Below are 19,699 nucleotides of genomic sequence, written 5' to 3'. Positions count from 1 at the left end.
GTAGTGTCAGGTCCCGTGCGCTCCCCGCTGACCCCGCTCGTCCTGGCCGCCGTCCTCGCCGTGGCGGGTTGCACGGGAACCACGACACCCAACGCCGAGGGGTCGGCGGACGGCAGCGCGATCGTGCTGGCGGACGGCGCGGAACCCGCGACGCTCAACCCGCTGCTCGGCTACGGCCGGGACGGCGTGTCGAAGGTCTACGACGGCCTGTTCGAGCACCGCGCGGACCGCTCGCTGCGCCCGCAGCTCGCCGAGGACCCGCCGAAGCCCGCCGCCGACGGCCTGTCCTGGACGGTCCGGCTGCGCGGCGACGTGAAGTTCTCCGACGGCTCGGCGTTCGGGCCGGAAGACGTCGTGGCCACGTACCGCGCGCTGCTGGACCCGGCGGCGGGCGCGACCGAGCGCCCCCGGTACGAGGGGCTGACCGGCGTCGAGCAGCTCGACGTCCGCACGGTGCGGTTCACCCTGACCAAGCCGTGGGCCGCGTTCCCGCACCTGCTCACGCTGGGCGTGCTGTCCAGCGAGTCGTTCAGCGTGCCGCTGGAGGACATGCTCCCGGTCGGCACCGGCCCGTTCAAGGTCGTGGAGTGGCGCAAGGGCGACCGGCTGATCCTGGAGGCGAACCCGGCGCACTTCGCGGGCGAGCCGAAGATCAGCAAGGTGACGGCGGTGTTCGTGCCCGACGACAACACCCGCGCCCGGCGGATGCAGGAGGGTGAGTTCGACGGCGCGGAACTGCCGCCGCGCCTGGCGCAGCCGTTCACGAACGCCGGCGGGATGCGCGTGGTCACCCACCGCACCGCCGACCTGCGCGCCGTGACGCTGCCCACCGGCCCGGTGACCGGTGACCCGGCGATGCGGTCGGCGCTCAACCACGCGGTGAACCGCAGGGGGCTGGTGGACAACCTGCTCGGCGGCAAGGGCTCTCCGGCGGCCACGCCGGTCCCGGACACCATGCCGGAGTTCTACGACCCGACCACCGCGTTCGCCTTCGACAAGCTGCACGCGGAAGCGCTGCTCGACCAGGCGGGCTGGGTGCGCGGCGCGGACGGCGTGCGCGTCCACGACGGCGTGCCCGCCCGGTTCACCCTGATGTACCCGATCGGCGACGTGGTGCGCGCCGACCTGGCCACGGCGTTCGCGGCCGAGGCGAGGGCGATCGGCGTGGACGTGCAGCTCGCGGGCCTGAGCTGGGAGGCCATCACGCCCCGGCTGGGCGCGGACGCCCTGCTCTACGGCGGCGGCGCGCCGTTCGACCCGGACCTCACCGCGTACCAGCCGCTGCACACCGGAAACCCGTGGGGCTACACGAACCCGCAGGTCGACGCCGCCCTCGACGCGGGCCGCACGCTGCTGGACCCGGCGCAGCGGGCCGCGGCGTACCGGCAGTTCCAGCAGGCGTACGTGACGTCGCCGGCGATGGTGGTGCTGGCCGTGGTGCAGCACACGTACGTCCTGCGCGACAACTGGACCGGCTACCAGGAGGTCGTGGACCCGCACGCGCACGGCCCGCTGTCCTGGGGGCCGTGGTGGAACCTGGAGAAGTGGGCGGCGCGCTGACGACGTCGCCGGCGCGCGAATGGCCCTCGGCACGGCGGGGGTCGATGGTGTAGACGGGAGGGGTGCGCCGGCTGGTGGCCGGCACCGGACACCGGGGGCCCCGTGATCGACCTGAACGCCGTCCGCGCCGACACGCCCGCCGCGACCAGGCGCGTCTTCCTCGACTCGGCGGGCTCGTCCCTGCCGCCCCGGCCGGTGCTGGACGTGGTGATCGGCCACCTGGAGCGCGAGGCCGAGATCGGCGGGTACGGCGCGGGCCGGGAGCGCGCCGACGACCTGGAAGCCGGCTACCGGGTGTTCGCCGACCTGCTCGGCGCGGAACCCGACGAGATCGCGTTCACCGACAGCGCGACCCGGTCGTGGCTGGCCGCGTTCGACGCCGTCCCGCTGGCCGCCGGCGACCGGGTCCTGATCACCGAGGTCGAGTACGCGGGCAATGCCGTGCCGATCCTGCACCGCGCCCGGGAGGTCGGCGCGTCGGTGGAGACCGTGCCGTCCGACGCGCGCGACCAGGTCGACGTGGCGGCGCTGCGGGAGATGGCGGACGAGCGGGTCAAACTGGTCTCGCTGGTGCACGTGCCCACCAACAGCGGCCTGGTGAACCCGGTGGAGGAGGTCGTCGCGGCGGCGCACGAGGTGGGCGCGCTGGTGCTGCTGGACGCCTGCCAGTCGATCGGCCAGTTCCCGGTCCGGGCCGACGAGCTCGGCGCGGACCTGATCTCCGGCACCGGCCGCAAGTGGTTGCGCGGGCCGCGCGGCACGGGCGTGCTGGTGGTGCGCCGGCGGGCGCGCGAGGTGCTGCGGCCCCGGCTGGTCGACCTGCACAGCGGCGAGTGGGTCGCGCCGCAGCGGGTCCGGCTGCGCGAGGACGCGCGGGTGTTCGAGCTGTGGGAGTCCAGCGTCGCCGACCGGCTCGGGTTGATCGCCGCCGCCCGGTACGCCCTGGACCTCGGGCTGGACGAGATCCAGCGGGAGGTGACCGGCCTGGCGGACCGGCTGCGGCGCGGCCTGGCGGACATCCCGGGCGTGGAGCTGCGGGACATCGGCGAGCGGCGGTCGGGCATCGTGACGTTCACCGTCGCCGGCCGGCCCGCCGTGGAGCTGCGGGACGAGCTCGCCCGGCAGGGCGTGGTGGTCAGCACCAGCCACGTCGGCTCGACGCTGCTGGACATGACCAGGCGCGGGCTCGACGAGGTGATGCGGGCATCACCCCACTACTTCGTCGAGCCCGCGCAGGTCGACCAGGCGGTGGAGGCTGTCAGCAGGTGCGCCCGATGATGCGCGGCACGCAGTCCGAGTAGGTCAGGAACAGCTCCACGGCGCTGTCGTTCCGTGCCGTCTGCGGCGCGATCTGGGTGTCGCGCGGGTAGAACCCGGACGTGCCGCCGGCGGACCTGGGGTACATCTCGAAGGTGTAGCTCCAGATCTTGTGCTGGAACCACATCCAGTCGTTCACGCTGCCGTCGGTGATGTAGAGGTCGCTGGACTGCTCGGGCGTGTAGCCGTTCAGCGACGCCATCCGGCGGCCGAGGGTGGAGAACGCGCTGGCCTGGGTGGCGTCCAGGCCGGGAGCGGTGTCGGCGGTCGTGTAGCCGTAGGGCCACAGGATCAACTCCGAGTACGTGTGCCAGTCGATGTGCGACTTGATCTGCTGCACACCGCCGACGACGCGGCCGTTCACGAAGTCCCGCACCCGCTGGGTCTCCGGCGCGGAGAACGCCGAAGGACCGCGATAGGTCTCGCTGGAGGGGCTGGAGCTGGAACCGCCGCAGCAGCCCCACTTGTAGCCCCAGTTGCGGTTCGGGTCGGTGCCGCTGCCCTGGCGGTTCTTCCGCCACGCGCGGAACGAGCCCGACGCGATGTCGTACTCGGCACCGTCCGGGTTGACGCTGGTGACGATCCAGATCTCGCGGGAGTCCACCAGGTCCTTGATGGCCGGGCTGGTGGCGTAGCCGTCGGTGTACTGCTTGATGATGCGCAGGCACATCTCGACGGTGAGGTGCTCGCGGGCGTGCTGGTTGCAGGTGAACAGCACCTCGGGTTCGCTCTCGTCCACGCCCGGGTTGTCGCTGATCTTCAGCAGCCACAGGTCGCGGCCCTCGTACGACTTGCCGATGCTGCTGAGCTTGACCAGGTTCGCGTGGTCGCGAACGGTCTGGTTCAGCTCGGCGACCATCTCCTGGTAGTTGTGGTACCCGGTGTAGCCGGACGGGAAGTCCTCGGTGCCGACGTCGCCGGTCCGGTCGGTGAAGTCGGCCTTGCCCAGCGCCGCGAGCTGGGCGTCCGCGTCGCCCAGGTCCTTCAGGGGGAGACCGGTGGCGCGCAGTCGCCACTGCTGCCGGGGTTCGGCGATCACGGTGAGCTTCGACCCGTCCAGGCCGAGCACGTCGACACCGGTCCGGGCCACCTCGGTCCGGGCTTCCGGAGTCGCCGCGGTGACCTCGAACATGGTCCGCTCGGGTGAGCTGGTCGTGCTCGGCTGCGCGGTCACGGTGTTGAAGGGCAGCACCAGGGACAGACACACGCCGAGCGCGGCGGCCACGAGGCCGCGCCGCTTGAAGGACATTGCGCCTCCATCATCAGCAGGGTTTGCGACGGAGTTGTGCCTACGCAGCGTGGCCCGTTGGTCACAGGTCGGCATAGCCGCCGTTTGTCGGGTTCCCGCCGCTTTGCGCGGCTGACAGTTAACAGACCAATCCGGTTACCGGCCGGTACACCCGTCCGCAGAAATGCGGCCGTTTGGATTAACAATGTGTCCGGTGTTCGGAGTAGTCGACTGGACTGATTGACTGCGTGCTGCCGATCGGCGGGCCGCTGTCTTTAGCAGTGGCCAATCGGGGTCTACCGGGGCGGGGTGGGGCTGTGGAACGGCGCAGCGAGGACGTGCGGGAGGACGTGCGGGAGGAGAAGGGGGAGGTGCCCCGGGTCGTGCAGGACGCGGTGGCCGAGCAGGGGTCGACCATCGTCCAGGTGGTGGGGGACCTGATCGTCTGGATCCAGGAGTCGCCGCGATTCCGGTGGGGGACGGCGGGGGTGGTGCTGGTGGTGGCGGCCTGGTTCCTGTGGTGGCCGGACGGGGCCCGGCAGAGTTACGCGCAGTCACCGCCCTGGTTCGAGCCGCCGGCGTCCACCTCTCCCGCGACGACCCCGTCCGCCACCGTGACGACGACTGCGGAGGTCACCCCCCCACCCGCGCCGCCACCCGTGCCACAGCCCGCGCCGCAACCCGAAGTGGCACCGGCGGAGGCCAAGGCGGCGGTTCCGCCGGAGACGACGTCGGCGGCTCCGGCGGTGCCCCGGATCGTGATCGGGGTGGGCGAGCCCACCAGCAGTTCCCGCTGCGAGAAGGGGAAGTGCCACTGGATCGACACCCGGCTCACGGGGTTCGCCGCGCACACCCGGGTCAGCGTGGAACCCATCGGCAACGGGCGCAGCTTCAGCCGGCCCTGCGTGGCGGTGACGGACGCGTCCGGAGCGACCGACTGCGACGACACCCGGTACGACGTGCCTGGTGCCCAGGTGTTCGTGTACGTGGACACGCCACAGGGGCGGGTGGAGTCGAATCGGATCACCTGGCCGTCCTGATCCGGATCGTGGGCGTCTCGGGGCGGGCTGCGGGGAGTTGGTCCGGACGGCTTACCCTTGGGCTCATGCTCAACCGCATCGACCTGCGAGGTCGGGTCCCGTCTCCGGCTGAACTGCGCGCCGCTCTGCCGCGCGCCGAGGTGGACGTGGACGCGGTGCTGCATCATGTGCGGCCCATCGTGGAGGCGGTGCGGGAGCGCGGGGTCGACGCGGTCCTGGAGTTCGGCGAGGAGTTCGACCACGTCCGGCCGGAGTCGGTGCGCGTGCCGCAGGTCGAACTGGACCGCGCGCTGGCCGACTTGGACCCGGCCGTGCGGGAGGCGCTGGAGGAGTCCATCGCGCGCGCCCGCAAGGTGCACGCCGACCAGCGGCGCACGGACACCACGACGCAGGTCGTGCCCGGCGGGACGGTCACCGAGCGCTGGGTGCCGGTGTCCCGGGTCGGGCTCTACGCGCCCGGCGGGCTCGCCGTGTACCCGTCCAGCGTGGTGATGAACGTGGTGCCGGCGCAGACCGCCGGTGTCGAGTCCCTGGTGGTGTGCTCGCCGCCGCAGGCCGAGTTCGGCGGGCGACCGCACCCGACGATCCTGGCCGCCGCCGCGCTGCTGGACGTGCCCGAGGTGTGGGCGGTCGGCGGCGCGCAGGCCGTGGCGCTGCTGGCGTACGGCGGGGTGGACACCGACGGTGCCGCGCTCGACCCCGTGGACCTGGTCACCGGGCCCGGGAACATCTACCTGACCGCCGCGAAGCGGCTCCTGCGCGGGGTGATCGGCATCGACTCCGAGGCCGGTCCCACCGAGATCGCGGTGCTGGCGGACGCCACCGCCGACCCGGTGCACGTGGCCGCCGACCTGATCAGCCAGGCCGAGCACGACACGCTGGCGGCGAGCGTGCTGGTGACGACCTCGGTCGAGCTGGCCGACGCGGTCGACGTGGAGCTGGCGCGGCAGGTCGCGGTCACCAGGCACTCGTCGCGCGTGCGGACGGCGTTGACCGGACGCCAGTCCGGCGTCGTCCTGGTGTCCACCGTGGACGACGGCCTGCGGGTGGTGGACGTCTACGCCGCCGAGCACCTGGAGATCCAGACGGCCTCGGCCCGGGAGGTCGCGGCCCGGGTGCGCGCCGCCGGTGCGGTCTTCGTCGGGGCGCACTCGCCGGTGTCGTTGGGCGACTACTGCGCCGGGTCCAACCACGTGCTGCCCACCGGGGGGTGCGCGCGGCACTCCTCGGGGCTGTCGGTGCAGACCTTCCTGCGCGGCATCCACGTCGTGGACTACAGCGAGGACGCGTTGCGCGAGGTGGTGTCGAAGGTCGTGGCGCTGGCCGAGGCCGAGGACCTGCCGGCGCACGGGCAGGCCGTGACGGCGCGGTTCCCCGAGGCCGGGCGCGACGAGGCCCGTGGGGGCGGGCGGTGAAGCCGGTCGGCGAGCGGGTGGAGTTGGCGGACCTGCCCCTGCGGGAGGACCTGCGCGGGCGCACGCCCTACGGCGCGCCGCAGTTGGACGTGCCGGTTCGGCTCAACACCAACGAGAACCCGTACCCGCCCTCGCCCGAACTGGTCGCGGAGGTGGTCGCCGAGGTCGCGGAGGTGGCCGGCGAGCTGCACCGGTACCCCGACCGGGACGCCGTGGCGTTGCGGGAGGACCTGGCCGAGTACCTGTCGTCGTCGACCGGTGTGCCGCTGACGGCGGCGAACCTGTGGGCCGCCAACGGGTCCAACGAGATCCTCCAGCAGATTTTGCAGGCGTTCGGCGGACCCGGTCGTTCGGCGCTGGGCTTCGAGCCGTCCTACTCGATGCACCCGATCATCGCGGCGGGCACCCGGACGGAGTGGACGCCCGCGCCCCGGCGGGACGACTTCTCGCTGGACGTCGACCGGGCGGCGCAGGTCGTGGCCGCGCGGCGGCCCGACGTCGTGTTCGTGACCAGTCCGAACAACCCGACCGGCCAGAGCATCCCGGTGGACGACCTGCGCGTGCTGATCGCCGCCGCGCCCGGCGTGGTCGTGGTGGACGAGGCGTACGTGGAGTTCTCGTCGCGGGACAGCGCGGTGACGCTGCTGGAGGAGTTCCCGCACAAGCTGATCGTCAGCCGCACGATGAGCAAGGCGTTCGCGTTCGCGGGCGGCCGGCTGGGGTACCTGGCCGCCGCGCCGGCGGTGGTCGACGCGCTGCTGCTGGTGCGCCTGCCCTACCACCTGTCGACGCTGACCCAGGCCGCCGCGCGGGCCTCGCTGCGGCACGCGGCGGACACGCTCGGGTCGGTGGCACTGCTCGCGGCCGAGCGCGACCGGGTGGCCGGAGCGCTGGCGGGACTGGGTTTCGACGTGGTGCCGAGCGACGCGAACTTCGTGCTCTTCGGGCGGTTCGCGGACGTGCGCGCGGCGTGGCGGTCCTACCTGGACCAAGGCGTGCTGATCAGGGATGTCGGCATCGAGGGCCATCTGCGGGTGACGGTCGGTACTCCGGAGGAGAACGACGCGTTCCTCGCGGCGAGCAAGGAGGTTGGCCGGTGAGCCGGGTCGGCAAGGTGGAGCGGACCACCAGGGAATCATCGGTGTACGTCGAGGTGGACCTCGACGGCACCGGTCGCGTGGAGATCAGCACCGGGGTCCCGTTCTACGACCACATGCTGACCGCGCTGGGCGTGCACGGGTCGCTGGACCTCGTGGTGCGCGCCACCGGGGACGTCGAGATCGACGCCCACCACACGGTCGAGGACGTGGCGATCGTGCTGGGGCAGGCGTTGCGGGAAGCGCTGGGCGACAAGGCGGGCATCCGCCGGTTCGGCGACGCGTGGATCCCGATGGACGAAACGCTGGCGCACGCGGCGGTGGACGTCTCCGGGCGGCCCTACTGCGTGCACGTGGGCGAGCCGGAGCAGTTCAACACCTTCACGATCGGGGGCAACTACCCGTTCGTGCTGAACCGGCACGTGTTCGACTCGTTGGCGTTCCACGCGGGGATCGCGTTGCACGTGCGGGTGGAGTACGGTCGCGACCCGCACCACATCACCGAGGCGGAGTTCAAGGCCGTGGCGCGGGCGCTGCGGGCGGCGGTGGAGCCGGACCCGAGGGTGGGTGGCGTGCCGTCGACCAAGGGCGTGCTGTAGTGCCGAAGGAGTACGTCGTCATCGGGTTGCTCGCCTTGGCGGGCTTCCTGATCGGCGGCGTGTACAGCACCTGGAAGACCGCGCGCGGGTTGGCGGTCGTGCTGGCGGTGCTGGTCGTGGTCGCCGTGGGCGGTGCGATCGCCTGGTTGGTGTGAGACCCGGGCCCCGTCAGCGCCGCCGCACGTCGAGGTAGGCGGGCGGCACGGCCGGGGCCAGCCACACGCCGTTGGCGCTCACCCGGAACTCGTACCCGTCCGCGCGCATCCGGTGGGCGGCGACTTCGAGGATCACCGGCTTGCCCCGGCGTGCGCCCACGCGGAGCGCGGTGTCGACGGTGGCCGACAGGTGCACGTCGTGGCGGGACATCGGGCGCAGGCCCTCGTCGAGGATGTCGGGCAGGGCCTTCGCGATCGTGCCGTGGTAGAGGACGGCGGGCGGCTCGGCGACCGGCAGGTCCAGGTCCACCTCGACGGTGTGGCCCTGGTTGGCGCGGATTCGGCCGTCCTCGATCGTGAAGCGCTGCTTGTCGTTGGTCGTGACGACCCGCCGGACGTCGTCGTGGGTGGTGCGCAGGGCCCGGACGAACGCGTCCAGGTCGACCCAGCCGGCCGGGTCGAGGGTCAGGCCGGCGGCCTCGGGGCTGTGGCGCAGGTGTTTCGACATCCGCTTGGAGAGGCGGGTCGGTTCTCGTTCTCGCACGACGGACAGTGCAGCACGGCTGGTCGGTGTGGGGCCAGCCGGTTTGCGGCGTGCGTTGCCCGGCGTGCGTTGCCCGGTGTGCGCGTTCGGTGCGGTGTTCGGTCAGGTGCCCCCTTCGCTGGCGGGTTTGAGCTTGGGTGCGCCCGGACCGTCCACGGCTTGTTCGTCCTCGAAGTTGTGCAGGGAGCAGCTCCGCAGGGAGAGGCAGCCGCAGCCGATGCACGACGTCAGCCGGTCGCGCAGCCGGATCAGGGCGTCGATCCGGGCGTCCAGCTCGGTCTGCCAGGTCGCGGAGAGCCTGCTCCAGTCGGACTTGGTGGGTGTCCGGCTGTCGGGCAGCGTGGCGAGTGCGTCGTGCACGTCCTCCAGGCTGAGCCCCACGCGTTGCGCCGTCCGGATGAACGCCAGCCTGCGCAGCACCGAGCGCGGGTAGCGGCGCTGGTTGCCGGCGGTGCGCTCGGACGCGATCAACCCCCGTTCCTCGTAGAACCGCAGCGCGGTGTGCGGCACACCGCTCCGCTCGGCGACCTGGCCGATGGTCAACATCTCCGGCAGCTTGCTCACCCGCCCATCCTAGGGCTTGACCTCGACCTAAGTCGAAGTTGTTGGGTGAGGTCATGGCAGTGACGAGCGAATGGGGCTTCGCGGACATCCCCGCCTTGTTCGAGCGGATGTCCGGGGACGAGAAGCACGAGTGGGCCGCCGCGTCCACGCTGCACGTGCTGTGGGTGCTCTACGACCGGGTGCTGAACGTGTCGCCGGAGCGGGTCGACGACCCGGACCGGGACCGGTTCCTGCTGTCGAAGGGGCACGGGCCGATGGCGTACTACGCCGTCCTGGCGGCCAAGGGCTACCTCGATCCCTCCACTTTGGACACCTGGACGCGGTGGGACTCGCCGTTGGGGCAGCACCCGGACCGGGTGCTGGTGCCGGGCGTCGAGATCAGCAGCGGGTCGCTGGGCCACGGGTTGCCGATCGCGGTCGGAATGGCGGTCGGACTGCGGGCGCAGGGGCGGACGTCGCGGGTGGTGGCGCTGGTCGGGGACGCGGAACTGGAGGAGGGCAGCAACCACGAGGCGATCGCCCTGGCCGGGCGGTGGGGGTTGGCGAACCTCACGGTCGTGGTGGTGGACAACGAGTCCGGGACGTACGGGTGGCCCGGAGGGGTGGCCACCCGGTTCGAGGTGGAGGGGTGGTCGTCGTCCACAGTGGATGGTCGCAACCAGGACGCGCTGCACGCGGCGCTCGGGGGAGTGGAGGCCGGGCGGCCGAAGGTCGTCGTGGCGCGGGTAGTGAAGGGGAGCGAGGGGCCGTGACGGGGTGGGTTCGATGAGCGGGGCGATGCGGCAGGCGTTCGTCGAGGCGGTGGAGGAGGTGATGGCGTCCGACCCGAGGGTGGCCGTGGTGCTGGCGGAGATCTCCCGGGACGCCTTCCGGCCGTCGCCGAGGGTGGTGAACGTGGGGATTCGCGAGCAGGCGATGGTGGGGGTCGGCAGCGGCCTCGCGCTGAGCGGGATGCGGCCCGTGGTGCACACGTACGCGCCGTTCCTGGTCGAGCGGCCGTTCGAGCAGATCAAGTTGGATTTCGGCCACCAGGACGTGGGCGGGGTGTTCGTCGGCATCGGTGGTTCCTACGACGACCCGGCGTGGGGGAGGACCCACCAGGCACCCGGGGATGTCGCGCTCTTCGACACGTTGCCCGGGTGGCGGATCGTGGTTCCCGGGCACGGTGGGGAAGTCGGCCCGGTGGTGCGGGAGGCATTGGCGGGAGACGACCGGGTCTACCTCCGGTTGTCATTGCGGGAGAATTCCCGGGCTTATCCGGTGAATGCGGGTTTCACCGAGATCCGGCGCGGGAGTGGCGGGGTGGTGGTGGCGGTCGGGCCGATGCTGGACCCGGTGCTCGCGGCCACGGAGGGGGTGGACGTGACGGTGTTGTACGCGACCTCGGTCCGACCGTTCGACGGAGCGGGGTTGCGGGCGGCGGTCGCCGCTGCCCGCGCTGACGTGTTGGTGGTGGAGCCTTACCTGGCCGGTACCTCGGCGCACGTGGTGGCCGAGGCGTTGGCGGACGTGCCGCACCGGTCGCGTGCTCTGGGCGTGCGGCGGGAATCCGAGTTGCGGGCCTACGGAACCGCCGAGGATCACGATTCCGCCCATGATCTGGATGTGGTGGGGATTTCGGCGGCGGTGCGGCAGTTGTTCGGGCATCCGGTGTGAGGGTGGTGGAAAACGGACGCTCGTCGCTGGGCGACCTCCGGGGGGAACATCCGTCGTGTTATTCCGGTATGGCCTGATCTGAAGGCGGTCGACCTTTGTCGGGGGAGGCAAGCGAAAAGCGCGTTGTCCTTTCCGGACGAAGTGCGGTGCGCTGCGCGCAGGTCATGCGGGGGGAACACGACCGGGGGAGGGGGTGTGACCTTTGTGGGCGGTCGTGAGGGGTGCCGGTGTGTCGTCGGTGTGTCGTCCGTGCGTCGGATGTCCGGGTGGGGTTGGTCTGGGGCATGATCTCTCGTCGTGAGCGTGCCAAGAACCCTGATCTGGACACACGCGCCGGCCGCTGAGTTGCAGTTGGCCCTGCACCGGGCCGAGGCCGGGCCTGCCGCGCTGGTGCCGGTCGAGTCCGGGACGGTGTTGTTGCCTCCCTTGGGTATCCGGTTCGCCGCCGCCGAGCGGTTCGCCGCGCGGGTGCGGGAGGTGTCCGGCGGGTCCGGGTTGTTGGTCCGGTGGGACGACCTGCGGGGCGGGGTGGTCTGGTCGGACGGGTCGGCCAGCGGGTTCAGCGGGTCCGCTCGGCGGTTGGTGGGGGTTGTCGGGTGGTGCCGGCTGAAGGCGGTGGCCGGGGAACCGCCGCTGCCGGCCGACGCGGCCGAGGTCCGGACCCTGGTGTCCCAGGGGCGGGCGGACACCTGGGTCCGGGCGTTGCCCGACCGGGCCGGTCTGGCGATCAACACCGTGCTGCCCGTGGTGCCGGTGACGCAGGGTGGGGCTCCGTTGGCCTAGCCTGGTGGCGTGGCACCACGAGTCGTCGTACTGGACTACGGATCCGGCAACCTGCGCTCCGCCGAGCGCGCCCTCCAGCGGGTGGGGGCCTCGGTCGAGGTCACCTCCGATCGGCGGGCCGCCTTGGCCGCCGACGGGCTGGTGGTGCCGGGGGTCGGTGCCTACGCCGCGTGCATGGACGGCCTCAATTCGGTCAAGGGCGGCCGGATCGTCGGGGAACGGCTGGCCGGCGGGCGGCCGGTGCTGGGGATCTGCGTGGGGATGCAGATCCTGTTCGACCGGGGCATCGAGCACGGGGTGCTGACCGAGGGCTGCGGCGAGTGGCCGGGCACCGTCGAGCGGCTCGAAGCCCCGGTCGTGCCGCACATGGGGTGGAACACGGTTCGCACGCCCCCCGGCTCCCGGCTGTTCGCCGGGCTGGCCGAGGACACCCGCTTCTACTTCGTGCACTCCTACGCGGTTCGCCGTTGGGAGCTGGAGGCGTCCGAGGTGATCCGGCCCCCGCTGGTGACCTGGGCCACGCACGGTGGCGACGACTTCGTGGCCGCTGTGGAGAACGGGCCGCTGTGGGCGACCCAGTTCCACCCGGAGAAGTCCGGGGACGCGGGCGCGCGCCTGCTGGAGAACTGGCTGAACAGCTTCCGGTGACGGGGGTGTGCGTGACCCCGCGTCCGGACAACTAGGCTGGTCGCGTGACTTTCACGCTGCTTCCGGCCGTTGATGTGGCCGCCGGCCAAGCCGTCCGACTCGTGCAGGGCGAAGCCGGCACCGAGACCTCCTACGGCTCCCCCGTGGACGCCGCCCTGGTGTGGCAGCGCGACGGCGCGGAGTGGGTGCACCTGGTGGACCTCGACGCCGCGTTCGGGCGGGGGAGCAACCGCGAGCTCGTCGCACGCGTCGTGGGCGAGCTCGACGTGCTGGTGGAGCTGTCCGGGGGGATCAGGGACGACGCTTCGCTGGCCGCCGCGCTCGCGACCGGGTGCGCCCGGGTGAACCTCGGCACCGCCGCGCTGGAGGACCCGGTCTGGTGCGCCAAGGTCGTCGCCGAGTACGGGGAACGGGTCGCGGTCGGGCTGGACGTGCGGATCACGGACTCCGGGCACCGGCTCGCGGCGCGCGGGTGGACCCAGGACGGCGGCGACCTGTGGGAGGTGCTCGACCGGCTGGACCGGGACGGGTGCGCCCGCTACGTGGTCACCGACGTCGGCAAGGACGGGACGTTGCAGGGGCCGAACGTGGACCTGCTGCGCGAGGTGTGCGCCCGCACCGACGCGCCGGTCGTCGCCTCGGGTGGCGTGTCCAGTGTGGACGACCTGGTGGCGCTGGCCGCGCTGTCCCGGGACGGGGTCGAGGGCGCGATCGTCGGCAAGGCCCTCTACGCGGGGGCGTTCACGCTCGCGGAAGCCCTCGCCGCGGTGCGTTGATCGCCTTGGTGAACTCCGCGGTGATGTGAGCTTCGGCCGCGGTCCTGGTGATGCCCGTGGTGGCCATCACCTTGGCCGCGGTGCCGTCCCCCTCGGCGAGCAGCCCCAGGAGGATGTGCTCGGTGCCCACGAACGTGTGCCCCAGCCGGAGGGCTTCGCGGGTGGTGAGTTCGAGGGCCTTCTTGCAGTGCGTGCTGAACGGGTGCGGGTCCGGGCGCTGCCGGCTGGTGTTGTCCAGGGCGTTGAGCACGGCGAGCCGGGTGGTCCCCTCCGCGCCCTCCAGCGCGGCGATCGTCTTGGCGGCCATCCCGCCGGACTCGTCCATCAGCCCGAGCAGCAGGTGTTCGGTGCCGATCCGCTCGCTGAACCGCGCGTGGTGCCGGGCCAGGACGACGACCCGGCGGGCCCGGTCGGTGTAGCGGTCGAAGCTCGGCTTGAGGTCGGCTGACTCCCTGGGCACGAACCGCTTCTGCGCGGCCTGCTTGGTGACGCCGATGCTCTCGCCGATGTCGGTCCAGCTCGCGCCCGCCCGGCGGGCCTCGTCGACGAAGTGGCCGATCAGGTGGTCGCCCAGCTCGTGGAGCTGTCCGCTGAGCTCGACCGCCGCGGTGAGCCGGCCCAGGACGTCCGCGTGCTCGTGGGCGACGGTGACGATGAGATCGGTCAGTTGGACCGGCGCGGTGACCACCCGTCAACTGTAGGTTGACGTGCTGGGCCGGTCAACCTGAGGTTGACGGCACGATCTCGATGCCGACGGAACCGGTCCGGCCGCGCCGGAGGCGGCTGCCGAGGAGGGTCAGGCGGCCCAGCAGACCGTACTTGCGGGCGATGAGGGTGCGCGTCTCGTCACTGGCCCGCTGGTCGAGGAGGACCGCCTTGGCGTTGGTGGTGTCACCGGTCCGGTTGCCGCGGAAGTCGCACGGCGCGATCGTGACGTCGCCGTTGTTGCGGATGCGCTTGACCTTGCCCGCGTCGGCGGCGGACCAGACGTGGACGACCTCGCCCTTCCGGACCGCCCAGACGGGCGTGGGGACGGGGGTGCCGTTCCTGCGGAAGGTCGTGAGGAGGAGGTACTTCTCGTCGCCGAGGCTCATGCGGTCACACGCTAGTGCCGGGGGGTGCGTGCGGTGAGCCGGGAGGGGGTGGTGCCGGCGGCTGCGCCGAGGGGCGGCCTGGGTGACGCCTGGGGGGACTGCCGTGGCGGGGATGCCTGCGACGGAGGGGGATCTCGCCTGGTGAGGGGATCGCGCCGGTCCGGAGGTGTTCTCCGCGCCTGGAGGTGGGGTGGAGCCCTGCGGTGGTGCTGGGGAGTGTGGGTGGGGCCACCCGATCCAGTGGATCGGGTGGCCCCGTTCGCACTAGAGCGGCGTGACGTTGGTGGCCTGGGGGCCCTTGGCACCCTGGCCGACGTCGAAGCTCACGCGCTGGTTCTCTTCCAGGCTACGGTAGCCGTTGCTCTGGATCTCCGAGTAGTGCACGAACACGTCCGCGCCGCCGTCCTCGGGGGAGATGAAGCCGAAGCCCTTCTCCGAGTTGAACCACTTCACAGTGCCCTGAGCCATCTTTTCCCACTTCGTATAGATGCCGGCGGCGCTGGTGCGTCGCCGTGGCTACTTCTAAGCGGGAGATCTTCCCTCACGGGAGGATTCACACACTCGAAATGCGGTTCGCGAGCGTGGATGACACGGACACAAAACCTCAAAGCCACGACTAGTGAACCACGAGTTGGCGGCTGAGTCGAACCGGGGGCCGAACCGGGTGTCGGACCGGGGGCCCGGACGGGGGTCCGGCGGGCGGTCCCCGGGCCCCCGTAGGCTGCCCGCCATGTCAGTCGCGGTGCGCGTGATCCCCTGCTTGGACGTCGATCGGGGACGGGTGGTGAAGGGGGTCAACTTCACCGATCTGGTGGATGCCGGCGACCCCGTCGAGCTGGCCCGCGCCTACGACGCCGAGGGCGCGGACGAGCTGACCTTCCTGGACGTCACGGCGTCCTCGTCGGAGCGCGAGACGACGTTCGACGTGGTCCGCCGCACCGCCGAGCAGGTGTTCATCCCGCTGACCGTGGGCGGGGGCGTGCGCGCGCCCGAGGACGTGGACAGGCTGCTCCGCGCCGGTGCGGACAAGGTGGGCGTGAACACCGCCGCGATCGCGCGGCCCGAGCTGCTCGGGGAGTTGTCCCGGCGGTTCGGCGCGCAGTGCATCGTGCTGTCGGTGGACGCCCGGCGCGTGCCCGAGGGCGAGCGGCCGACCGCGTCCGGCTTCGAGGTGACCACGCACGGCGGGCGCAGGGGCACCGGGCTCGACGCGGTCGAGTGGGCCGCGCGCGGGCAGGAGCTGGGCGTGGGCGAGGTCCTGCTGAACTCGATGGACGCGGACGGCACCAAGGCCGGGTTCGACCTGGAGCTGATCAGGCTGGTGCGCGCGGTGGTGGACGTCCCGCTGATCGCGAGCGGCGGCGCGGGGACCGTCGAGGACTTCCCGCCCGCCGTGGAGGCCGGTGCGGACGCGGTGCTGGCGGCCAGCGTGTTCCACTTCGGCGCGTTGCGGATCGCCGAGGTCAAGAAGGGCCTGCGGGACGCGGGCGTGGAGGTTCGCTGACGATGCGTGGTTCACCCGTCGAGGTGCGGCTGGCCGTCCTGATAGGTGCGGTCGGCGGTCTGCTGTTCGTGGTGGAGGGGCTGGTCCGCTGGCAGGGCGACGGCGACCCGGCGTGGATCAAGTTCCCGATCATCGTTTTGGTGCTGGAACTGCTGGTCGCGGGCGGTCTGCTGGCCGGTCTGCGGCTGGTCCGGCCGGCGGGCGCGGTGCTCTACGCGCTGATCGGCCTGATCCACCTGCTGGCCGTGCTCGGCGACGGGCCGGTCTGGGTGCGGGTGCTCTCCGGCGTGCTGTCCGCCCTGCACGTCTTCGGCGTCGTGCTGCTGAACACGCGGCCGTCCCGACTGCACTTCGGAGGCGAGCGGTGACCGGCGCGCTGGACCCGACGATCGCCGCCCGGCTCAAGCGCAACCCGGACGGGCTGGTGTGCGCGGTGGCGCAGCGGCGGGGCACCAACGAGGTGCTGATGGTCGCGTGGATGGACGACGAGGCGTTGCACCGCACGCTGACCACGCGCCGCGCCACGTACTACTCGCGCAGCCGCCGGCGGTTGTGGGTCAAGGGCGAGACCTCCGGGCACACCCAGTACGTGCACGAGGTGCGGCTGGACTGCGACGGGGACGCGCTACTGCTGGTGGTCGACCAGGTGGACGGGGCTTGCCACACCGGGGACCGGACGTGCTTCGACGCGACGGTGCTGCTCGCCGCCGAGTAGGCACCCGGCTCAGTCGATGTCGCCGGTGAGGTAGCGCTGGATGGTCGGCGCGACGGCCTTGACCACGGTGTCCACGTCGGCGCTCGTCAGCGGTTCGAACCGGACCACGTAGCGCACGACGCCCATGCCGAAGATCTGGCTCGCGGCCAGCGTGGCGCGCAGCTCGGGGCGGTCGGTGACGTCGACGCCGGCCAGGACGCGGCGCAGCAGGTGGTGCACGAAGAACTCGCGGAGCACCTCGGCGACCCGGTCGTGCGACGTGACGCTGCGCATCAGCGCGGCGAAGTGGCCGCCGCCGGTGGCGTCCCAGACGCCGAGGAAGTTGCGCACGATCCGTTCGCCGATCTCCTCGGGCGGACCCGCGAGCAGCCGTTCGACGAGGGTGATCGGGTCGATCGGGACCTGGAGGACGGCCTTGGCGAAGAGGCCCTCCTTGCCGCCGAACCAGTGGTTCACCATCGCCGCGTCGACCCCGGCGCGGGCCGCGATGGAGCGCACGGTCGCGCCCTCGTAGCCGCGCTCGACGAACGTCTCGCGGGCCGCGGCCAGCAGTGCGGCCTTGGTGTCCTCCCCGCCTGACCTGCGGCCACGGCGTTTCGGCTCGGTCTGCTGCGTGCCTTCGTCCACTTCTCCATGATGGGTCACGCCGGACCTTTTTCCAACGTGCGTTGAAAGGGTGTCGCGGTCCGGCACCGGCGGACGCCGGGTGCGGGGACCCGTGGCCGGCGCGCCCGGGAGGCCGTGCCGGGAGCGGTATAGGGGGACACGGCACAATGACGGCATGGTGAGCGTCATCGGTGCAGGTGCGGGTCTGGGCGAGGTCAGCCCGACGCGCGAGGAGTTCCGCGAACTCGCCGCGCAGCGGCGGGTCATCCCGGTGGTGCGCAGGCTGCTCGCGGACGCGGAGACCCCCGTGGGGCTCTACCGCAAGCTCGCGGCCGACCGGCCCGGCACGTTCCTGTTCGAGTCGGCCGAGAATGGGCGCTCGTGGTCGCGCTGGTCGTTCGTCGGCGCGCGGAGCGCGGGCGCGCTCACCGCGACCGGTGGCGAGGCGTACTGGCTCGGCCCGCACCCGGTGGGCCTGCCCGAGGGCGGCGACCCGCTGGTCGCGCTGCGCGAGACGATCGAGGTGCTGCGCACCGACCCGCTGCCCGGCCTGCCCCCGCTGACCGGCGGCATGGTCGGCTACATCGGCTACGACGCGGTGCGCCGGCTGGAGAAGCTGCCCACCCTGGCCGAGGACGACCTGAAGGTCCCCGAGCTGGTGATGCTGCTGGCCACCGACCTGGCCGCGCTGGACCACCACGAGGGCACCGTCACGCTCATCGCGAACGCGATCAACTGGGACGACTCGGCGGCCGGCGTCGACGCCGCCTACGACGACGCGGTGGCCCGGCTGGACCGGATGACCGAGGACCTCCAGAGCGCCGCGCCGCCCACCGTCGCGGTGTTCTCCCGGCCCAAGCCCGAGTTCACCCGCCGGCGCTCCCAGCAGGAGCACCACGCGGTCGTGGAGCGCGCCAAGGAGGCCATCCGCGCGGGCGAGGCGTTCCAGGTCGTGCTCTCGCAGCGGTTCGAGATGCGCACCACGGCCGACGCGCTGGACATCTACCGGGTGCTGCGCACGTCCAACCCCAGCCCGTACATGTACCTGCTGCGGCTGGACGACTTCGACATCGTCGGGTGCAGCCCGGAGTCGCTGGTCACGGTGCGCGACGGCAAGGCGACCACGCACCCGATCGCGGGCACCCGCTGGCGGGGCGTGGACGAGGAGGAGGACGCCCTCCTGGAGAAGGACCTGCTCGCCGACCACAAGGAGCGCGCCGAGCACCTGATGCTGGTCGACCTGGGCCGCAACGACCTGGGCCGGGTGTGCAAGCCGGGCTCGGTGACCGTGGTCGACTTCTTCAAGGTCGAGCGGTACAGCCACGTGATGCACATCGTGTCCACGGTCAGCGGCGAGCTGGCCGAGGGGCGCACGGCGTTCGACGCGGTCGCGGCGTGCTTCCCGGCCGGGACGCTGTCCGGCGCGCCGAAGCCGCGCGCGATGGAGCTCATCGAGGAGCTGGAGCCGACCCGGCGCGGCCTGTACGGCGGCGTGGTGGGCTACCTGGACTTCGCGGGCGACGCGGACACCGCGATCGCGATCCGGACCGCGCTGGTCCGCGACGGCGTGGCGTACGTGCAGGCGGGCGGCGGGATCGTGGCCGACTCGGACCCGGTGGCCGAGGACAACGAGTGCCTGAACAAGGCCGGCGCGGTCCTCTCGGCGATCGCGACCGCGCAGACCATGGCCCCGGCGGTGGACCCGGCCCGTGTCTGACGGCGCGCCGACCGGCGTCGCACGGCGTCCACTGTGGATCGCGGTGCTGCTGCTCCTGGCCGGGGCGGCGGCGCTGTGGGGGTCCTCGAAGCTGGTCTGGGACGCTTCGGCGGACCGAAGGGGCGAGGACGTGGTGCCCGCCCTGCCGCCGCTGGCCCTGCTGTGCCTGGCCGCGATCGCCGCCGTGGTGGCGTTGGGCGGCTGGGCGCGGCGCGCGCTGGGCGTCGTCGTGCTCGCGGCCGGCGGTGCGGCGGTGTGGCTCGCGGTGGCGGATGCCGGCGCGCTCCCCGGTCGGGGCGCGGCCCTGCTGGGCGGGGTCCTCGTGCTCGGCGCGGGCGCGGTCCTGGTGGTGCGGGGATCGGCGATGCCGCGCCTGGGCGGCGGCTACCAGACGCCGGGCGCGGCCCGGCGCGGCGCTGATCCCGAGCGGGAGCTGTGGAACGCGCTGGAGCGCGGCGACGATCCCACGGAACGGGACTGACCGGGCGCTGACGCCCGGCTGACGCCGGGGTGGCGCACGTTCGCGCACGTGGACCCGGAAGGGCCCTGGTCATCTGCGCGAATGGGCCCACCCGGTGGCCGGACCGGGCCCCGGCCGGGGTTAGCATCCTCGTGGCGGGAAGGGGAGCATGACGTGCGGGAGCTGGCGAGCGGAACGGGTGGACTGACGGACACGGGCGA

At 72.3% G+C, this 19,699-nt stretch carries 24 protein-coding genes; 17 read left to right on the top strand and 7 right to left on the bottom strand.

Features of this window, described 5'->3' with window-relative positions:
• The first annotated feature begins 15 nt into the window (after window positions 1-15).
• Together AB0G01_RS13260 and AB0G01_RS13255 are read left to right on the top strand one after the other, a co-directional pair.
• On the top strand, window positions 16-1,560 hold the full coding sequence (locus AB0G01_RS13260; protein ID WP_360943885.1) for an ABC transporter substrate-binding protein: 1,545 nt from the start codon (window positions 16-18) through the stop codon (window positions 1,558-1,560).
• A 102-nt stretch (window positions 1,561-1,662) separates the two neighbouring features.
• The gene (locus AB0G01_RS13255) at window positions 1,663-2,838 is read left to right on the top strand and encodes an aminotransferase class V-fold PLP-dependent enzyme (protein WP_360943882.1); all 1,176 of its coding nucleotides are present in this window, start codon (window positions 1,663-1,665) and stop codon (window positions 2,836-2,838) included.
• Here AB0G01_RS13255 and AB0G01_RS13250 read toward each other — a convergent pair.
• Complete coding sequence (locus AB0G01_RS13250; RefSeq protein ID WP_360943879.1) at window positions 2,819-4,126, bottom strand: M14 family metallopeptidase; 1,308 nt, start codon at window positions 4,124-4,126, stop codon at window positions 2,819-2,821. The genes AB0G01_RS13255 and AB0G01_RS13250 overlap by 20 nt on opposite strands.
• A 296-nt stretch (window positions 4,127-4,422) precedes the next feature.
• On the opposite strand from AB0G01_RS13250, the gene AB0G01_RS13245 reads away from it, so the two are divergent.
• The 5 genes from AB0G01_RS13245 (at window position 4,423) to AB0G01_RS13225 (ending at window position 8,411) form a co-directional block, all read left to right on the top strand.
• Window positions 4,423-5,145 carry a hypothetical protein gene (locus AB0G01_RS13245; RefSeq protein WP_360943876.1) on the top strand — a complete coding sequence of 241 codons (723 nt, stop codon included), beginning with the start codon at window positions 4,423-4,425 and terminating at the stop codon, window positions 5,143-5,145.
• Window positions 5,146-5,210: 65 nt separating this feature from the next.
• Window positions 5,211-6,560 carry a histidinol dehydrogenase gene (hisD, locus tag AB0G01_RS13240; protein WP_360943873.1) on the top strand — a complete coding sequence of 450 codons (1,350 nt, stop codon included), beginning with the start codon at window positions 5,211-5,213 and terminating at the stop codon, window positions 6,558-6,560.
• Entirely contained in the window at window positions 6,557-7,660 is a 1,104-nt protein-coding gene (locus AB0G01_RS13235) for a histidinol-phosphate transaminase (protein WP_360943870.1), read from the top strand. Before hisD ends, AB0G01_RS13235 begins: the two co-directional genes overlap by 4 nt.
• Window positions 7,657-8,256, top strand: a complete 600-nt coding sequence (hisB, locus tag AB0G01_RS13230; RefSeq protein WP_015104208.1) for an imidazoleglycerol-phosphate dehydratase HisB — start codon at window positions 7,657-7,659, stop codon at window positions 8,254-8,256. The genes AB0G01_RS13235 and hisB overlap by 4 nt, the downstream gene beginning before the upstream one ends.
• The gene (locus tag AB0G01_RS13225; RefSeq protein ID WP_360943866.1) at window positions 8,256-8,411 is read left to right on the top strand and encodes a hypothetical protein; all 156 of its coding nucleotides are present in this window, start codon (window positions 8,256-8,258) and stop codon (window positions 8,409-8,411) included. The genes hisB and AB0G01_RS13225 overlap by 1 nt, the downstream gene beginning before the upstream one ends.
• A gap of 13 nt (window positions 8,412-8,424) precedes the next feature.
• On the opposite strand, the gene AB0G01_RS13220 is transcribed toward AB0G01_RS13225, so the two are convergent.
• Window positions 8,425-8,955 carry an RNA 2'-phosphotransferase gene (locus AB0G01_RS13220; protein WP_360943863.1) on the bottom strand — a complete coding sequence of 177 codons (531 nt, stop codon included), beginning with the start codon at window positions 8,953-8,955 and terminating at the stop codon, window positions 8,425-8,427.
• 102 nt (window positions 8,956-9,057) lie between these two features.
• Window positions 9,058-9,519 (bottom strand): redox-sensitive transcriptional activator SoxR, encoded by a 462-nt coding sequence (soxR, locus tag AB0G01_RS13215; protein WP_360943860.1) that lies wholly within the window; start codon window positions 9,517-9,519, stop codon window positions 9,058-9,060.
• Between the two features lie 53 nt (window positions 9,520-9,572).
• Here soxR and AB0G01_RS13210 point away from each other — a divergent pair, with 53 nt between their 5' ends.
• The 5 genes from AB0G01_RS13210 to priA all read left to right on the top strand — a co-directional run bounded on the left by AB0G01_RS13210 (window position 9,573) and on the right by priA (window position 13,382).
• On the top strand, window positions 9,573-10,271 hold the full coding sequence (locus AB0G01_RS13210; RefSeq protein WP_360943857.1) for a thiamine pyrophosphate-dependent enzyme: 699 nt from the start codon (window positions 9,573-9,575) through the stop codon (window positions 10,269-10,271).
• A gap of 13 nt (window positions 10,272-10,284) precedes the next feature.
• A complete protein-coding gene (locus AB0G01_RS13205; protein ID WP_360943855.1) occupies window positions 10,285-11,175 on the top strand; it encodes a transketolase in 891 nt (296 codons plus the stop codon).
• Between the two features lie 297 nt (window positions 11,176-11,472).
• The gene (locus AB0G01_RS13200; protein WP_360943853.1) at window positions 11,473-11,958 is read left to right on the top strand and encodes a hypothetical protein; all 486 of its coding nucleotides are present in this window, start codon (window positions 11,473-11,475) and stop codon (window positions 11,956-11,958) included.
• Window positions 11,959-11,967: 9 nt separating this feature from the next.
• The gene (gene hisH, locus AB0G01_RS13195) at window positions 11,968-12,606 is read left to right on the top strand and encodes an imidazole glycerol phosphate synthase subunit HisH (RefSeq protein WP_360943850.1); all 639 of its coding nucleotides are present in this window, start codon (window positions 11,968-11,970) and stop codon (window positions 12,604-12,606) included.
• Between the two features lie 44 nt (window positions 12,607-12,650).
• The gene (gene priA / locus AB0G01_RS13190) at window positions 12,651-13,382 is read left to right on the top strand and encodes a bifunctional 1-(5-phosphoribosyl)-5-((5-phosphoribosylamino)methylideneamino)imidazole-4-carboxamide isomerase/phosphoribosylanthranilate isomerase PriA (protein WP_360943847.1); all 732 of its coding nucleotides are present in this window, start codon (window positions 12,651-12,653) and stop codon (window positions 13,380-13,382) included.
• On the opposite strand, the gene AB0G01_RS13185 is transcribed toward priA, so the two are convergent.
• The 3 genes from AB0G01_RS13185 to AB0G01_RS13175 form a co-directional block, all read right to left on the bottom strand.
• A complete protein-coding gene (locus tag AB0G01_RS13185; RefSeq protein ID WP_360943844.1) occupies window positions 13,348-14,070 on the bottom strand; it encodes a Clp protease N-terminal domain-containing protein in 723 nt (240 codons plus the stop codon). The genes priA and AB0G01_RS13185 overlap by 35 nt on opposite strands.
• A gap of 31 nt (window positions 14,071-14,101) precedes the next feature.
• Window positions 14,102-14,476: a PPOX class F420-dependent oxidoreductase gene (locus AB0G01_RS13180; protein ID WP_360943841.1), complete on the bottom strand. Its 375-nt coding sequence runs from the start codon at window positions 14,474-14,476 to the stop codon at window positions 14,102-14,104.
• 264 nt (window positions 14,477-14,740) lie between these two features.
• The gene (locus AB0G01_RS13175) at window positions 14,741-14,944 is read right to left on the bottom strand and encodes a cold-shock protein (protein WP_360735054.1); all 204 of its coding nucleotides are present in this window, start codon (window positions 14,942-14,944) and stop codon (window positions 14,741-14,743) included.
• A gap of 262 nt (window positions 14,945-15,206) precedes the next feature.
• On the opposite strand from AB0G01_RS13175, the gene hisF reads away from it, so the two are divergent.
• From hisF to hisI, 3 genes are read left to right on the top strand one after another with little or no spacing between them, the layout of a single operon-like run.
• Window positions 15,207-15,980 (top strand): imidazole glycerol phosphate synthase subunit HisF, encoded by a 774-nt coding sequence (gene hisF / locus AB0G01_RS13170; RefSeq protein WP_360943838.1) that lies wholly within the window; start codon window positions 15,207-15,209, stop codon window positions 15,978-15,980.
• Between the two features lie 2 nt (window positions 15,981-15,982).
• Entirely contained in the window at window positions 15,983-16,348 is a 366-nt protein-coding gene (locus AB0G01_RS13165; RefSeq protein WP_360943835.1) for a hypothetical protein, read from the top strand.
• Window positions 16,345-16,695, top strand: coding sequence for a phosphoribosyl-AMP cyclohydrolase (hisI, locus tag AB0G01_RS13160; protein WP_360943832.1), 351 nt, complete (start codon window positions 16,345-16,347; stop codon window positions 16,693-16,695). The genes AB0G01_RS13165 and hisI overlap by 4 nt, the downstream gene beginning before the upstream one ends.
• Before the next feature lie 9 nt (window positions 16,696-16,704).
• Here hisI and AB0G01_RS13155 read toward each other — a convergent pair whose 3' ends face one another.
• Window positions 16,705-17,322, bottom strand: coding sequence for a TetR family transcriptional regulator (locus AB0G01_RS13155; protein ID WP_360943829.1), 618 nt, complete (start codon window positions 17,320-17,322; stop codon window positions 16,705-16,707).
• A gap of 154 nt (window positions 17,323-17,476) precedes the next feature.
• Here AB0G01_RS13155 and AB0G01_RS13150 point away from each other — a divergent pair, with 154 nt between their 5' ends.
• Window positions 17,477-19,018: an anthranilate synthase component I gene (locus AB0G01_RS13150; protein WP_360943826.1), complete on the top strand. Its 1,542-nt coding sequence runs from the start codon at window positions 17,477-17,479 to the stop codon at window positions 19,016-19,018.
• Window positions 19,011-19,499 (top strand): Trp biosynthesis-associated membrane protein, encoded by a 489-nt coding sequence (locus AB0G01_RS13145; protein WP_360943823.1) that lies wholly within the window; start codon window positions 19,011-19,013, stop codon window positions 19,497-19,499. The genes AB0G01_RS13150 and AB0G01_RS13145 overlap by 8 nt, the downstream gene beginning before the upstream one ends.
• Window positions 19,500-19,699 lie beyond the last annotated feature (200 nt).

Origin of the sequence: Actinosynnema sp. NPDC023587, assembly GCF_040640215.1 — a bacterium.
Lineage (GTDB): Bacteria > Actinomycetota > Actinomycetes > Mycobacteriales > Pseudonocardiaceae > Actinosynnema.
The sequence above is the reverse complement of the archived record's forward strand: the minus strand, read 5'-3'. Positions and strand labels throughout refer to the sequence as shown.

Bases quoted from the DNA above. Each gene is read 5' to 3' on its own strand.
- AB0G01_RS13250 (WP_360943879.1), bottom strand. From the start codon at position 4,126: ATGTCCTTCAAGCGGCGCGGCCTCGTGGCCGCCGCGCTCGGCGTGTGT.
- hisD (WP_360943873.1), top strand. From the start codon at position 5,211: ATGCTCAACCGCATCGACCTGCGAGGTCGGGTCCCGTCTCCGGCTGAA.
- AB0G01_RS13210 (WP_360943857.1), top strand. From the start codon at position 9,573: ATGGCAGTGACGAGCGAATGGGGCTTCGCGGACATCCCCGCCTTGTTC.
- AB0G01_RS13205 (WP_360943855.1), top strand. From the start codon at position 10,285: ATGAGCGGGGCGATGCGGCAGGCGTTCGTCGAGGCGGTGGAGGAGGTG.
- AB0G01_RS13180 (WP_360943841.1), bottom strand. From the start codon at position 14,476: ATGAGCCTCGGCGACGAGAAGTACCTCCTCCTCACGACCTTCCGCAGG.
- AB0G01_RS13175 (WP_360735054.1), bottom strand. From the start codon at position 14,944: ATGGCTCAGGGCACTGTGAAGTGGTTCAACTCGGAGAAGGGCTTCGGC.
- hisF (WP_360943838.1), top strand. From the start codon at position 15,207: ATGTCAGTCGCGGTGCGCGTGATCCCCTGCTTGGACGTCGATCGGGGA.
- AB0G01_RS13165 (WP_360943835.1), top strand. From the start codon at position 15,983: ATGCGTGGTTCACCCGTCGAGGTGCGGCTGGCCGTCCTGATAGGTGCG.
- AB0G01_RS13150 (WP_360943826.1), top strand. From the start codon at position 17,477: ATGGTGAGCGTCATCGGTGCAGGTGCGGGTCTGGGCGAGGTCAGCCCG.